The organism is Streptomyces sp. NBC_00572, assembly GCF_026341815.1.
GTDB lineage: Bacteria > Actinomycetota > Actinomycetes > Streptomycetales > Streptomycetaceae > Streptomyces.
In genome coordinates this window covers 4,949,733-4,963,437 of the sequence record NZ_JAPENX010000001.1, presented here as the reverse complement: position 1 = coordinate 4,963,437, position 13,705 = coordinate 4,949,733, and the positions used below count along the sequence as shown (strand labels likewise).

At 73.5% G+C, this 13,705-nt stretch carries 12 protein-coding genes; 3 read left to right on the top strand and 9 right to left on the bottom strand.

What is annotated here, in order from left to right:
- Window positions 1–117: 117 nt before the first annotated feature.
- The 3 genes from OG514_RS22860 to OG514_RS22850 all read right to left on the bottom strand — a co-directional run bounded on the left by OG514_RS22860 (window position 118) and on the right by OG514_RS22850 (window position 4,552).
- Window positions 118–2,730: a YfhO family protein gene (locus OG514_RS22860; protein WP_266897627.1), complete on the bottom strand. Its 2,613-nt coding sequence runs from the start codon at window positions 2,728–2,730 to the stop codon at window positions 118–120.
- A gap of 208 nt (window positions 2,731–2,938) precedes the next feature.
- Complete coding sequence (locus tag OG514_RS22855) at window positions 2,939–3,547, bottom strand: isochorismatase family protein (RefSeq protein WP_266897625.1); 609 nt, start codon at window positions 3,545–3,547, stop codon at window positions 2,939–2,941.
- Between the two features lie 54 nt (window positions 3,548–3,601).
- Window positions 3,602–4,552 carry an MBL fold metallo-hydrolase gene (locus OG514_RS22850; RefSeq protein WP_266897623.1) on the bottom strand — a complete coding sequence of 317 codons (951 nt, stop codon included), beginning with the start codon at window positions 4,550–4,552 and terminating at the stop codon, window positions 3,602–3,604.
- 135 nt (window positions 4,553–4,687) lie between these two features.
- Here OG514_RS22850 and OG514_RS22845 point away from each other — a divergent pair, with 135 nt between their 5' ends.
- The 3 genes from OG514_RS22845 (at window position 4,688) to OG514_RS22835 (ending at window position 6,249) form a co-directional block, all read left to right on the top strand.
- Window positions 4,688–5,377, top strand: a complete 690-nt coding sequence (locus tag OG514_RS22845; RefSeq protein WP_266897621.1) for a TetR/AcrR family transcriptional regulator — start codon at window positions 4,688–4,690, stop codon at window positions 5,375–5,377.
- A gap of 139 nt (window positions 5,378–5,516) precedes the next feature.
- A complete protein-coding gene (locus OG514_RS22840) occupies window positions 5,517–5,768 on the top strand; it encodes a hypothetical protein (protein WP_266897619.1) in 252 nt (83 codons plus the stop codon).
- Between the two features lie 7 nt (window positions 5,769–5,775).
- On the top strand, window positions 5,776–6,249 hold the full coding sequence (locus tag OG514_RS22835; RefSeq protein ID WP_266897617.1) for a hypothetical protein: 474 nt from the start codon (window positions 5,776–5,778) through the stop codon (window positions 6,247–6,249).
- 94 nt (window positions 6,250–6,343) lie between these two features.
- Here OG514_RS22835 and OG514_RS22830 read toward each other — a convergent pair whose 3' ends face one another.
- From OG514_RS22830 to OG514_RS22805, 6 genes are read right to left on the bottom strand one after another with little or no spacing between them, the layout of a single operon-like run.
- Window positions 6,344–7,144, bottom strand: a complete 801-nt coding sequence (locus OG514_RS22830) for a 4'-phosphopantetheinyl transferase superfamily protein (protein ID WP_266897615.1) — start codon at window positions 7,142–7,144, stop codon at window positions 6,344–6,346.
- A gap of 55 nt (window positions 7,145–7,199) precedes the next feature.
- Window positions 7,200–8,600 (bottom strand): MFS transporter, encoded by a 1,401-nt coding sequence (locus tag OG514_RS22825; RefSeq protein WP_266897613.1) that lies wholly within the window; start codon window positions 8,598–8,600, stop codon window positions 7,200–7,202.
- Window positions 8,597–10,228 carry an argininosuccinate lyase gene (gene argH / locus OG514_RS22820; RefSeq protein ID WP_266897611.1) on the bottom strand — a complete coding sequence of 544 codons (1,632 nt, stop codon included), beginning with the start codon at window positions 10,226–10,228 and terminating at the stop codon, window positions 8,597–8,599. Before argH ends, OG514_RS22825 begins: the two co-directional genes overlap by 4 nt.
- The gene (locus OG514_RS22815; protein ID WP_266897609.1) at window positions 10,225–11,496 is read right to left on the bottom strand and encodes an ATP-grasp domain-containing protein; all 1,272 of its coding nucleotides are present in this window, start codon (window positions 11,494–11,496) and stop codon (window positions 10,225–10,227) included. Before OG514_RS22815 ends, argH begins: the two co-directional genes overlap by 4 nt.
- Window positions 11,493–12,617: a PLP-dependent cysteine synthase family protein gene (locus OG514_RS22810; protein WP_266897607.1), complete on the bottom strand. Its 1,125-nt coding sequence runs from the start codon at window positions 12,615–12,617 to the stop codon at window positions 11,493–11,495. Before OG514_RS22810 ends, OG514_RS22815 begins: the two co-directional genes overlap by 4 nt.
- Window position 12,618: 1 nt before the next feature.
- Complete coding sequence (locus OG514_RS22805; RefSeq protein ID WP_266897605.1) at window positions 12,619–13,536, bottom strand: kinase; 918 nt, start codon at window positions 13,534–13,536, stop codon at window positions 12,619–12,621.
- Window positions 13,537–13,705 lie beyond the last annotated feature (169 nt).

Sequence of the window (13,705 nt, the reverse complement as noted above, 5' to 3'; positions counted from 1 at the left end):
GCTACGGCGGGTACGGTAACGCTCCACTTTTCCGGGCGAACGATCCACAGGTGCACTCCGGGTGAACTCTTGCCGTCCCCCGCGGAAAGCCACGCGGAAGCGGCCTCACCGGTCGGCTCACCGGTCGGCCCGTCGGCGCGGGATTCCCCCTCCGCGCCGACTCAGGACCCCCGTCGCGACCAGGGCGAGTAGCGCGGCCAGGCCGACGGCGCCGCCGAGCTTGAGACCCGGGGGACGGAAGGAGCACGTGACCGTGTTCGCCCGTCCGTCGAGCGGGACGGCGACGAGACCCTCGTAGGCGCGTGCGGGACGGAGCTCCGCGCCACCGGCGGCACAGCGCCAGCCGGAGATGCGGGGCGCGGCGAGCACGGCGGTCCCCGTGCTGCCCGGCGGCAGTTCGGCCGTGACGGTGTGTCCGGTGGCCCGCACCTCGGTGGCTCCGGTGGCGATCAACCGCCGTACGGCGGAGTCGAGCTCGGCCCGGACGAGGCAGCCCACCGGCTGACGGGGCAGCCGCGCCGTGCCCTCGGGGCTCAGCCCGATCCGTACGTCACCGGACGCGGGCGCGGTGCCGAGGGCCCGCATGGGAGCCCGGACGGCGGGCGGCTTGCCCTCGAATTCCACGCCCGGCTCCCCCGCGAGGGTCGCCCCGCCGCGGTACTCGGGGGCCCAGAACCAGACCTGGGAGCCCGCCGGGCAGCGGGCGGTGACGGTCCGTCCGTCGCGGGTGACGGCCGGCAGCTCGTACACCTCGGCGCCGAGCAGGCGTTCCTGCACGGCGAACGCGGAGTCCCCGGGGTGGGTGGCCGGCCGCTTCGCCGGACGGACGGTGACCAGCGGGGGTACGGGCGTGGTGGCGGCGGAGACCGAGGCGCGGGGCAGCGCGTCCTGCCGTACCGGCTCGGCGGGTTGTGAGCGGATCCGGGTGCCGATGGAGAAGAGGGCGTCGGTCACCGGGTTGTCGAGGGTGACCGGGTGGCGGCCCTTGGCGTAGTAACCGAAGCCCAGGGAGGCGAGGGTGCGGGAGGTCACCTCGGCGGTGAGGCTGCTGTAGTAGTCGGCCCCCTGTCCGCCGACGATCAGGGCGTCGTTGCCGCCGGGGACCTCGCCGGGGTCCGTACGGTGCCGGGGCCAGGCGTCCGCGCGGGCCACCTCGTCGGCCACGGCGGTGTGCCAGGGGCCGACGCGGGGGGACCAGGCGACCTCCTCGCGCCGCTGTTCCTCGATCCGCTTCCCGGTCACGACGGCCTCGCCTGCCTGCGCGGCGACGAGCAGGACGACGGCGAGAACGGGGAGTACGCGCGCGGTGCGGGACACGGTCGGTACGCGCGCCGTATCGGAATCGGGCCGTACGCGCGCGGTGTTCCGGTGGTTGTCCAGGAGGGCCACGAGCGTGGCGGCGACCGCCAGGGCCGCTGCCACGCCGAAGGCCGGGTAGGTCCACCGGTCGATGTCGATGCTCCCCCGGGCCGCCCACGCCAGGATCCCGAGCAGCGCGCCGCCCGCGAGGAGCGCGGTGGGGCGCGGCACGCCCCGGGCGGTCGAGAACCAGGCGGCGGCGATCAACAGCCCGCACAGGACGAAGGTCTGACGGTACGGGCCGCCGTTGGGCGAGGCGCCCGCGTGCCAGAGGAGATGGGTCGGCTCCCACTGGAGGGAGAGCGTCACCAGGACGACCGCGGCCGACCAGCCGGCCCGGACGCGCGGGGCGACGGCCCGGTTGAAGGGCAGGGTGAGGGCGAGCGCGAGGGCGGGCGTACCGATGAAGAGGGCGGGGCTCGACAGGCTCGCGGTGGCCGGCAGGAACCGGGCGAGGACGTCCGCCCAGGCGGCGGGCGCGAAGGTGGTCTCGGGGGTGGGATCGGCGGCCTTGGTGCCGAGGAACACGACCACGACGAGCGGCGCGGCGAGGCCGATGCCGATGAGCACGCCCCGGGCGGCGCGCAGCGCGCCGGCGAGGCGCTGCCGGGCGCTCGCCGACTCCTCGGCGGTGAGGAGCCGTACCAGGAGGACGACGGCGGCGCCGATCGTCGCCATGTACGCGGTGTAGAAGTTGGCGGTCCAGGCCAGGGCGACGACGAGCGGGCCGAGGACGGGGCGGCGCGCGGTGCGGGCCCACTCGCCGACCAGGCAGAGCAGCGGGAAGGCGACGAGCCCGTCGAGCCACATCGGGACGGTGGCGCCGAAGTCGAACGTCCAGCCGCAGAGGGCGTACGCGCTGCCGAGCACGGCGGCGACCGGCCAGGGGCCGGGGCGCGTCCGCAGGAGTAGCAGCGCCATCGCCGCCCCGGCCGCGGTGATCTTGACGGCGGTGACGACGTACAGGGCGAGTTCGACGCGGTCCGCCGGGAAGAGCACGACAAGCAGGTCGAAGGGGCTGCTCAGATAGGTGCCGATGTCGCCGAGGAAGCTGGAGCCGAAGCCGGAGTTCCAGTTGAGGAAGGCGTCTCCGTGGGTCTCGCCGAGGAGGAACGCGCGCCAGTACGCGTGGAACGGCAGGTACTGCTGGCCGAGGTCGACGATGTTCCTGGTCACCGGCCCGAAGGGGTAGCTGCGGGAGAGCAGGGTGGCGAGGCAGAGCAGTACGGCGGTGAGCAGGGCCGCGGAGAGCGGACCGGCGACGGCCGGGGAGCGCAGGCGTAGCCGTACGGAGCCGGCCGGATGCGCCGGTCCGCCCGCCCCCTCCTCGCCGTCGACCTCGTCGAGCACGGTCTCGGCGGCGGGGGGCACACGTCCTCCAGGGGGCAGGGGGCGTACGGAACGGGAGCGCCCGGGTGATGCGGCACGGGCCGACCGCCATTACCGCCGAGTCGGGCGACCCGTAACCGATCATCAGGCGCCGTTCCGGTACATCTCGGGTGAACTCCCGGTGTCGGGGTGAACTCCCGGTGCCGCCCTCAGGGGGTGTCTTGTCGACGAGCCCGGCCTGATCGGCGAGTCACCCCTGGGCGACGAGGTCCTCGACCGTGCGCGCCACGGTGCCGAACAGGTCGGAGACCGTCGTCAGGCTCGCGGTCTGCAGCGCCTCCGACGGGAGGACGGTGCCCTCCGGGGACTCCAGGGGCCGGGTCGCGGTGGCCTCGGCGACCACGGTCGGGCGGTAGCCGAGGTTGAAGGCGCCCTGCGCGGTGAAGAGGACGCACATGTGCGTCATGAATCCGGCGATGACCAGGTCCCCGCTCACGCCGAGGTCCTTCAGGGTCTCTTCGAGGTCCGTGGCGTGGAAGGCGTCGGGGAACTGCTTGACGACGACCTTCTCGCCCTCGATCGGGGCGACCTCGTCGCTGATCGCGCCGATCTCGGCGCGGATGTCGTACGGAGTGCCCTCGCCGCCGTCGTTGACGACGTGGACGACGGGGGCACCCGCGGCACGGGCGGCGGCGAGCAGTCGCGCGCCGGCGGCCACGGCCTTCTCGGCTCCGTCGAGCCGCATGACGCCGGCGCGGTAGGTGTTCTGGAAGTCGATCATGATCAGGGCCGATTCGCTCAGCCGGGGCAGCTCCTGGGGAAGGCCGATCACGTCGCGGAGGGTGGTGGAGGCGGTCATGGGGGTTCCTTTCAAGGTGGGGCAGCGGGAGGGAGGCGGGGTGACGGCGAGGGCTTACGAGAGGTTCTTCGGGGTGCCGTCCGGCGCGAGGTCGACGGGCGCGGCGTCGACGCCCTCGTCCTTGAACGCCTTCACGAGGGACCGCATGTTCTCGGAGTAGATGTTCCAGCTGTCGGTGTGCACCGGGACGACCTTGCGGGGGGCGAGGTCCTTCGCCACCAGGGCCGCGTTCCGGGACGTCAGGGTCAGCGGGGCGTTGTCGAGGATCGCGGGCGTACGGGCGGCGCCGGCGAAGAGGACGGCCGTGTCGACGGGACCGATGTCCTTCTTGATCCGGTCACCTACCTCCTTGGCCACCTTCACGGAGGCGTTGTCGCCGGAGATGTAGGTGGTGGGGACGCCGGGGCCGCTGAGGACGAAGCCGGTGGCCTCGCCGTCCGCGCCTCGGTCGACGCCGTCGGGGCCGTGCAGGGCGGGCACGGCGGTGACCTTGACGGCGCCGTCGGCGGTCTTCAGCTCCTGCGATTCCCAGCTCTTCAGACCGGTGACGTGGCCACCGAGACGCTTGTGCGCGCCGGGCGTGGAGAGCACCACGGGCACGTCCTTGAGCAGGGCGCGGCCCGAGTCGTCGAGGTTGTCGTCGTGCTGGTCGTGCGAGAGCAGTACGGCGTCGATCGCGCCGAGCTCGTCGATGCCGAAGGCGGGGGCCTGGGTCTTCTCCAGGCCGCTCTTGTACTTCTTCGGCGCGTCGAACGTCGGGTCGAGCAGGATGCGCAGGCCGCCGACCTCAAGGATCGTCGTCGGCCCGCCGACGTGCGTGGCGGTGAAGGCCTTCGCGGAAGCCTTCACCGGCTCCTTCGCCGATGCCTTCGGGGAAGCCTTCCCGGAAGCCTTCCCACCGTCGGCCGCGTCCTTGCCCTCGCCCCCGCAGGCTGCCAGGAGGGTCACGCCGACGGCGGCCGCGACGACGCCTGCGGCGATGCGGCGAAACGTCGAACGGTTCATGGGGGAACACCAGCTCTCTCGTTGCGAACGGTCGGACAGCCCGGAGGCGGCGACCGACCCCCGAACGTTTTCAACGCTAACACAGCTCGTAATCATCGATTACAGAGGACTGTTAGCGCTGTTATCGTGGGAGGCATGTCGACGGCACGAGAGCGCATCCTGGAAGCCACCGAGGAACTTCTCGCCACCAAGGACGCGCTGGCGATCTCGACCCGCGCCATCTGCGACCGGGCGAAGGTCGGCATGCCCGAGATCTACCGCCAGTTCGGCGACAAGCAGGGGCTGCTCACGGCGGTCGCCGACATCGGCTTCGAGCGCTTCCTCGCCGAGAAGCGGCGCAACCCGCTCACCGACGATCCGGTGGCGGACCTGCGGACGGCCTGGGACAGCCACGTCGCGTTCGCGCTCCGCAACCCGCACCTCTACCGCCTGATGTTCACGCCGACCGGCGACTCCAAGCCGGGGGCCATCAAGGAGGCGCAGGCCATTCTCCTGAAGGCGGTGGAGCGCTGCCGTGACGCCGGACGGCTCCGGACGACCCCGGACCTCGCGGGCCGCTCGATCCTCTCCGCCAACGTGGGCGTGTGCATGATGGCGCTGTCGTTCCCGGACCTCTTCGGGGACTCCACCACCTCTCCGGCCGTACGGGACGCGGTGATCGGGAAGGTCACCGGCGACGAGCGCGAGGACACCCGGATCGGTACCGCGACCGTCCTCGCCCAGGCCCTGGTCGGCACCCTCACGGGAACGGCCACTCCGAGCGGCGCCGCCCTCGACCGGCTGGCCGACGCGCTGCTCCCGCCGGCGCCGCCCTCGGAGACGTAGCGGCAGACGCAGAGGAAGACGCGCAGGAGAGGCAGAAGGAGACGGGGAAACTGCCGGACAGCTGCCGCCGCAAAGAACCGGCCACGGCTCTCCACCGGCCTACGCTCGCAACTCCCATCACCAGGAGGAGGAGTACGCCATGGAGAACCCGACTCGTAAGGTGGCCGCGGCCGGTGCCGCCGCTCTGCTGGCCGCGGGACTCGTCGTCACCGGTGCCGGTGCGGCGAGCGCGTCGGAGACCGGCGGGGCCGAGCGCATCACCTCGACCGCCCAGCTCAAGGACAGCATCCGGCTCGCCGTCGCCCAGGAGGAGCAGGCCGGGGCGGGGCTGAGCGAGAGCGTCGGCGGCAGGGTGACGAAGGCCGCCGGCACCCAGTCCGGCACCTGCTGAGGCCGAGGTGACCACCGTGGGCGAGGACGGCTCCTCGCAGACCTGGTGTCCCAGCGGGGCGGCGCACGCACCCGAGTCCGTCGTCCTGGGCGTACGGTCCGGGCAGGACGGGCGCGTGGTGTACCTGGCCGATCCCGTTCCGGCGGCCGAGGTGCTCGGCGACGTGCCGGAGGGCATCGAGCCGCGGCGCGTCCTGCGCTTCGCCTCGCACTGTGTCAGCGACTGCGTCAACCGCAGGGGCGCCGACTGCACGCTCGTCGAGCGCCTGGTGTCCCGGCCTCCCGCCCAGCAGGACGGCCACGTCCCGCGGTGTCACCTCCGGGCCCGGTGCCAGTGGTGGAAGCAGACCGGGGTCGCCGCGTGCGCGCGCTGCCCCGCGGTCTCGACCCGCCACCACGCCGGCGACGAGCTGGCCGATCTGGTGGCCGATCCGGCCACGACGAAGGAACAGCTCGACGAGTGGATCGCGGCGGCCGGCTGAACTCCGGTCCTCCGACCGTACGATCCCTGTCCTCATACGTGGAAGGTCCCCGGACATGCAGTCCGGGGACCTTCCACGTATGCGCCGAGGGCACTCACTCGCGGCTCGTCGGGTCCCCCCGGATGTCCCGCTCCGACAGGCGGTTCACCCGGGGCGACGGCACGGTCAGTTCGCCGTGGACGGCCACCGCCGCCGCGTAACCGCGGTCGACGGGGATGTCGAGCAGGGTCCAACCGGCCGGAGGCAGTGCCCCGTCGGGACTGCCCGAGCCCACGTAGTCGGCCGCCGGGTCTCGGCCCAGGCCGGTGCCGAGGCCCTTGAGGTACGCCTCCTTGCGGGTCCACAGCCGGGCCAGCGCCCTGGGGCGGCGCGGGGGTGGCAGGGCCTCGATCTCGCGCTGTTCGGCGGGGTGCAGCATGGCGGCGAGTTCCGCCGCGCCGCCCGGGTCGGCGACCAGGTCGACGTCGACGCCGATGGGCGCCACCGCCGTCCCCACCAGGACGAGGTCCCCGCGGTGGGAGAGCGAGAAGTGCAGTCCGCGCGTGGCCCCCAGGACCGTCGGCCGACCGTGCGGGCCGCCGCAGCACGGGCAGGTCTCACGGCCGTACCGGATGTCCTGCGGCAGCGTGTCGAGGTACGTGCCGAGCAGCCGGCGCAACGCCAGATGGGCGGCGGTGAAGCGGACCCGGTCCTCGGCGTGCGCCAGCCCGGCGGCGCGCTGCCGCTCGGTGGCGTCCAGGACACCGGTGTCGAGGCCGGTGCCCCGGGCGTCGGAGACCCTGAGCAGCCACAGGTCGAGGGACCCGGGCCGCGGCAGGTCGCGCGGCGGTGGCAGGGGGGCGAGCAGCAGGGTGCCGCTCGCGGAACTCCAGGGACCGCTTCTGGGATCACTCACGGGACCCCTCCTGTTCGATGACGGATGCGCGGACGCGGGTGGCCGTCGGGACGGATCAGCCTTGTTCGGGAACGGCGTACCGGGAGGCCCGCGGTTCGACGGCCGGACCCGGGGAATCCCCCGACTCGGCCGAATCGGCGGGCGGTTGGACGGACGGGCGGGCGAGCGGTGGGACGGGCGACCGGGTCGGCGATGAGGCCGGTGGTTGGGTGGGTGGCTGGGTGGGCAGGTCTCGGCGGGAGCGCAGGGGGCCGGCGAGCAGCAGTGCGGAGCTGACGGCGAGGCCTGCGGTGAGGAGCCAGAGCGCGGGCCGCAGTCCGAGCAGGCCGCCGAGCACCCCGCCCAGGAGCGAACCGACCGGGATCGCACCGAAGTTGGCGACGGAGACGCTCGCGGTGATCCGGCCGAGCAGCTGCGGCGGGCAGTACTGCTGGCGGAACGCCCCCTGGATGACGTTGGCGGACACGACGCCCAGGGCGAGGACGGCGCCGCCGACGGGCAGCAGAACGACCCGCCAGCCGGGTTCGGCCAGCGGGATGAGCAGCCCGAATGGGGCGGTGGCGAACTTGCAGAGCAGCATGCCGCGGGCGGTGCCGAAGCGCCGGGCCATGGGCGTGGCGACGACGGCGCCGAGCAGTCCGCCCACGCTGCCGCCCGCGAGCAGCCAGCCCACCGCGGCCTCGCCGACGTGGAGTTCGCGGACGAGGAACACGGTCAGGATGGCCTGGTAGCCGGTGAGCAGCAGGTTGGTGACGGTGCCGTACGTGGTCAGGACGCGCAGGTAGGGGTCGCGCACGGTGTGCCGCAACCCCTCCGCGACCTCCTTGCGCAGGGCCGTGGGCCGCTCGGGTCGCTCCGGCTCCGGTTCCCTGGCGCGGATGCCGAGCAGGCACAGGGTGGAGACCAGGAAGGTCGCGGCGTCGGCGAGGAGTCCGTTGACCGCGCCGAACGCGCCGGCCAGGACTCCGCCGCCGCCGAGCCCGGCGAGCTGCGCGGCCGACTCGCTGCCCTGCAGTTTGGCGTTCGCCTCCGTGAGGTGTTCGCGGGGGACGACGAACGGTACGTAGACGCGGTAGGCGATGGAGAAGAAGACGTTGGCGAGTCCGGTGAGCACGGAGACCACGACCAACTGGGTCATGGTCAGCACGTCGAGCCAGGCGGCGGCCGGCACGCTGAGCAGCAGCACCAGCGAGCCGAGGTTGCAGGCCACCATCAGCGGGCGGCGCGGCAGCCGGTCCACCCAGGCGCCGGCGGGCAGTCCGACGAGCAGCCAGGGCAGCCAGGCGGCGGCGGCCAGGGCGCTCACCCAGAAGGTGCTCGCGTCCAGGGTGACCACGGCCACCAGCGGCATGGCGACACCGGTGATGTTGCTGCCGAAGCGGCTCGTGGTCTCGCCCGCCCACAGGAGCCGGAAGTCACGCTGCCGCAGCAGCCCGTCCCGGCGCCGCGCGTTCATCGGGCGGCCACCACCTTGGTGGTCGCGTCGCCCGGCGCGTCGCCCGGCACATCGCCCGACGTGGAGGCGGACGTGGAGGCGGACGTGGAGGCGGACGTGGAGGCGGACGTGGAGGCCACCACCTTGGCGGCCTCGGCGGACAGCCGCTCGGCGGCGTCGGCCCAGCGCGCCCGCCGGGCGGCCGACTCGCCGACGAGGAGGGCGAGTTCGGTACGCGCCCGGGCCAGCGCCTCGGCCGGTGCGGTGCCCCCGGGGCCTCCGCCGTGGGCGCAGGCGGCGGCCACGGTCTCCGGGTCGAGCCAGCCGGCGGGGTACCCGGCGGCGGCCTCGGCCACGTCGGGCTGTGTGCGGGCCGCCTCGGACAGGGGCGTACCGCTGTCGAGGGCGGCGAGGACGGTTTCTCCGACCAGGTGGTGGGCCGTACGGAAGGGCGTGCCGTCGACGACGAGGCGTTCGGCGAGGTAGGTCGCCGAAGTGAAGCCCTCCCGGGCGCGGTCGCGCATCCGCTCGCGGTCGGGTTCCGCTCCGTCGACGACGAGCCGGAGCAGGGTCACGGCCCGGGTGGTGTCGGCGAGGCCGGGCCAGAGGTGGCGGGCGGCCTCGGTGCCGACGGCGATGGCGTTGGTGTACCCGGCGGTGGACATGGCCGCCGCGGCGCCGGTGAACCCGGCGAGGGCGGCGGTCGAGCGGCCCTGGATGTGTTCGAGGAGGAAGGGGTTGCGCTTCTGCGGCATCATCGAGCTGGAGCCGACGAGGTCGTCGGCCATCCGCAGGAGTCCGAACTCCTCGGTGGTCCACCAGGTCAGGTCGCGGGCCACCCGGGCCATGAGGACGCCGAGGACGGCGGCGGCGGAGAGCATGCGCAGCACGAAGTCGCGGGAGGCGACGGCGTCGACCGAGTTGGGCCCGGCGGCGGTGAAGCCGAGCAGGTCGGCGGTGCGGGCCGGGTCGACGGGCACGGAGGTGCCGCCGACGGCTCCCGCGCCGAGCGGGTTGACGTCGATCTCCCGCCCGGCGTCGAGCAGTCCGGCCAGCGAGCGCAGTACGCCGCCGGCGACCCCGGTCAGATAGTGGCCGTAGCTGATGGGCACGGCGGGCTGGCCGTGGGTGTACGCGGGCATGGTGACGTCCCGGTACGCCTCCGCCCTGTCCAGCAGAACCTGCGCCAACTCTGCTACTTCGTCGAGCAGCTGGCCGTACGGGCCGCGCACCTTGAGTCGTACGGTGGTGGCGTTGAGGTCGTTGCGGGAGCGCCCGGTGTGCAGCACCCCGCCGGTCTCCTGGCCGAGCCGGTCGACGAGCCAGCCCTCGTACGCCAGATACAGGCCGCGCGGCATGGGGCGGGCGCGGACGGGGCCGAAGTCCTCGGCGCGCAGGGCTTCGACGGTGTCGAGGAGGGCTCCGGCGCGGGTCGCGTCGACGATGCCGCGCTCGGCGAGCATCACCAGATGGGCCCGGTCCACCTCGCTGATCAGCCGCAGTTCGTCGCCTATGGGGTCGCCGTCGTCGGTCCGGTACTGGTCGTAGACGATGCGATGGGCTCGCGGGTCGAGCCCGGTGCGCAGCCGCCCGGTGTGGACGCCGGCCTCCTGCGGGGTGTGCGTTCCCGCCTCCTGCGGGCCGCTCATACCGGCACCGCCTCCCTCACCGGCACGTCGGCCGCCACGGGCGTCAGTGCTGAGGCGAGTCCCAGTGCGAGGGCGGTCCCGGCCGCTTCGGCCGACTGCCCCGGAGCCGTACCGGTCGCGATCACATGGCCCACCCGTCCGCGGAAGTCCTCGGCCGGTGCGACCCGGGTTCCGGCCGGACGGTAGAAGGCGGCGTCGACGACACCCGGCACCGCACGGGCCGCCGACTCGGCGGCGGAGACGTCCGCGAGGACGCTGTCGGTGCCGGCCGTGAGGAAACGGATCGAGGCGGCGCCCGCCGCGTCCGGCCTACGGGTGAGGTCGACGCGTTCGCCGAGTGCGGCCCGCACCTGGGCGCCGACCAGGTCGACGCCGCGCGCCCGGCGCACGAGCTCCGGGATCATGCCGCCGGCGAGCCGCGGGTTGACCTCGATGACGCGGGCGACGTCGCCGTCGAGCCGGAGCTCGACATGGGCCGCGCCCCAGCCGAGGCCGAGGGCCTTGACCGCGCGCACGGCCGTGTCGACGAGTGCGGCGGCCTGCGCGGCCGGGAGGACGGCGGGCACGTCGTGTCCCGTCTCGACGAACACCGGCGGCGCGCCGACGTGTTTGGCGACCGTGACGACGGCCTCCTCGCCGAAGACCTCCACCGAGAACTCGCGCCCGGTCAGGTACTGCTCGACGAGGACCACGCCCGGGGTGCGCAGCCCGCGTTCGTTGACCGTGGCGGCCAGCAGGCCCTTCGCGTGCTCGGCGACCTCGTCCCGGTCGCGGCACAGGCGTACGCCCAGGCTTCCGGAGCCCTGCACCGGCTTGACGACGACCGGGCCGCCGAGCCACTGGGCCGCGGCGATCGCCTCGGCGACCTCGCCGACCACCGAGAAGCGGGGCACGGGCACCCCGGCCTCGGCCAGGGTGCGGCGCTGCGCGGCCTTGTCGCGGCAGGCCCGGACGGCGTCGGCGGACGGACCCGGCAGTCCGAGGCGCCGGGCGAGGCCGGCGGCCGTGGCGACGTAGTACTCGGAGCTGGAGAGCACTCCGGCGACCGGCGCGGCGGCGGCGAGGCCGGTCACGGCGGCCCACAGGGCGGCATCGTCGGAGGTGTCCACGACGACGGTGCGCAGACCGTCCTCGGCGGCGTACGGATAGCGGGCGGGATCCGCGCTCAGCAGGACGGGTACGGCTCCGAGGTCGCGGGCCCGCTGGGCGAACTGGCGTCCCGTGCCGGTGGTGTTGGACTCGACGAGGAGCAGCAGCGGGGTGGTCACGACCGGACCTCCGGCGTCGTCACGTCGCCGAGGTCGTGGACCTCCTGGGTCACCATGTCACCGATGTCGTGGACCTCCGGCGTCATCACGTCGTCGAAGCCGCGGCGGGCCCACACCAGACGGGTCCACGAGGACGGGGCGTCCAGCGGGTGGTCGACGGTGACCGGGCCGCCGGCCGCCGGCGCCGGCTCGATGCCCTGCTCGCGCAGCCACTCGGCGTGGTAGACGGTGGACTGGTAGCGGTAGCCCTCGTCGGGCAGCACCATGACGACCTTGCTGCCCGGGTTGCGCGCGGCCCACCAGGAGGCGACCTGGAAGGAGGCACCGCTGGTGGGGCCCATGAACAGGCCGTGGTTGCGGAAGAGTTCGTGGGTGGCGTGGAAGGCCTCGGGGGCGGTGACCCAGTGCACCTCGTCGTAGGCGCTGTGGCGCACGTTGCCCGGGTGGATGCTGCTGCCGAGGCCGCGCAGGGTGCGCGGCCCGTCGGGCGAGCCGAAGATGATCGAGCCGTGGGTGTCCACACCGACGAGGTGCAGCGCCGGGTCGGCCGGCCGCAGGGCGGCGGCGAGGCCGCCGGTGGAGCCGCCGGAACCGACCGGTCCGACCAGGCAGTCCACGGAGCCGACGGTCTCGCCGATGAGCTCGGCGACCGCGCCGTAGGCGCCGGGGTTGTCGGGGTTGTCGTACTGACCGGGCACGAAGCTGTCGGGGTGGAGCCGGCGCAGTTCCTCGACGCGGGCGAGGCGGGCGCCCTGGATGCCGCCGCTCTGCCCGGCGTACTCGACGATCTCGACGGTGGCGCCCAGCATTTCCAGGCGGTTGCGCAGGTCGCGGTCGATGGCGGAGTCGCCCACGATGGTCAGGTCGTATCCGCGCAGCCGGCACACCATCGCCAGACCGAGCGCGAAGGTGCCGGAGGAGGTCTCGATGACCCGGCTGCCGGGGCGCAGCAGTCCGGCGGCCTCGGCGCGGTCGACGATGTAGCGCGCCGGCAGCAGCTTCATCAGGCTGAACGCCGCCGCGTAGAGGTTGTCGGTCACCTGGATGATGCGGGGCAGCTCGGTGGCGTCCACCACCGAGTCGTGCAGCCTGCCGGCGCCCGCGATCGTGGTCGTAGTCATGTCAGTCACCCGTCGTGAAGATCCACTGCTCGTGGATGCCGATGTTGTGCAGCAGTCGCTGGGCGTGCTCGGTGCGGGCCTCGACCTCGGGGTCGTCGCGGTCGAAGAGGAGCCCGGCGATGTCCCCGCTGTGCGCGGCCTGGATGCCGAGGGCACCGGTCTCCCGGACGATGGCGCGCAGGCCGTCGAGGCGGGGGATGGGCAGGTGCCGCTGGTTGATGTCGGTACTGGCGGTGGCGACCGCCCCGACGAGGGCGACGTCCTTGGTGTGGATGGCCTCGCGCAGCATCACCTGGAGTTCGGCGAAGAGTTCGAGTTCCGCGCTGCCGTACTCGGCGGGCGGGAAGGCCAGCGTGTCGATGCCCTTGCCCTCGTTCTCGGGCCGCGAGCCGAAGCCGAGGACCCGCAGCACCGGCATGCGGTACCCGAAGTCCTCGATGACCTTGCCCTCGCGCTGGGCGAACAGCACCGAACTCTCGTTGAACATCAGGGAGTCGGACGCCGTCTCGGCCCGCACCGCGATCCGGGCGATCTCCTCGGGGGGCAGCGGGCACACCAGGGCGTCCTGTACGGCCCAGACCGCGGCGAGGACGTCACTGGTGGACGAGCCGAAGCCACGGCAGAGCGGAACGTCGCCGGTGAGTTCGAGATGCCCGCCCACCGGCCCCTCCCCGGGCGGGACGCAGGCCTCGGCGGTGAGTTGCGCGGCCCGCCTCGCCTTGGACTTCCAGGCCGGGTAGACGGTCAGCTCCTCGCCGCGCGCGGGGATGAAGGAGGCCCGGGTGGTGTGGACGGTGCAGGGCAGGGTGACCAGCCCCCGGGTGAGCTGGCCCCGGTGCGGAAAGACGCCCTGGAGAATTTCGCCGTGATGTATCGGGGCCGAGGCGACGCCGACCCGCCAACCGGAATGATCCACCATGTCCTTGACTTCCTCTGGGGGCCGGACCGCACCACTCACAAGGCCTGGCCGATCGTGCGGACATCCCACACGCTAGGCAGCGCGAAGGCCCGGATCCGGCTGCTCGGGCGGCAGTATGCGGGCAGTTCTGCGCGACGCCGGGGCGACGGGCAGACAGGCCGGACGCACC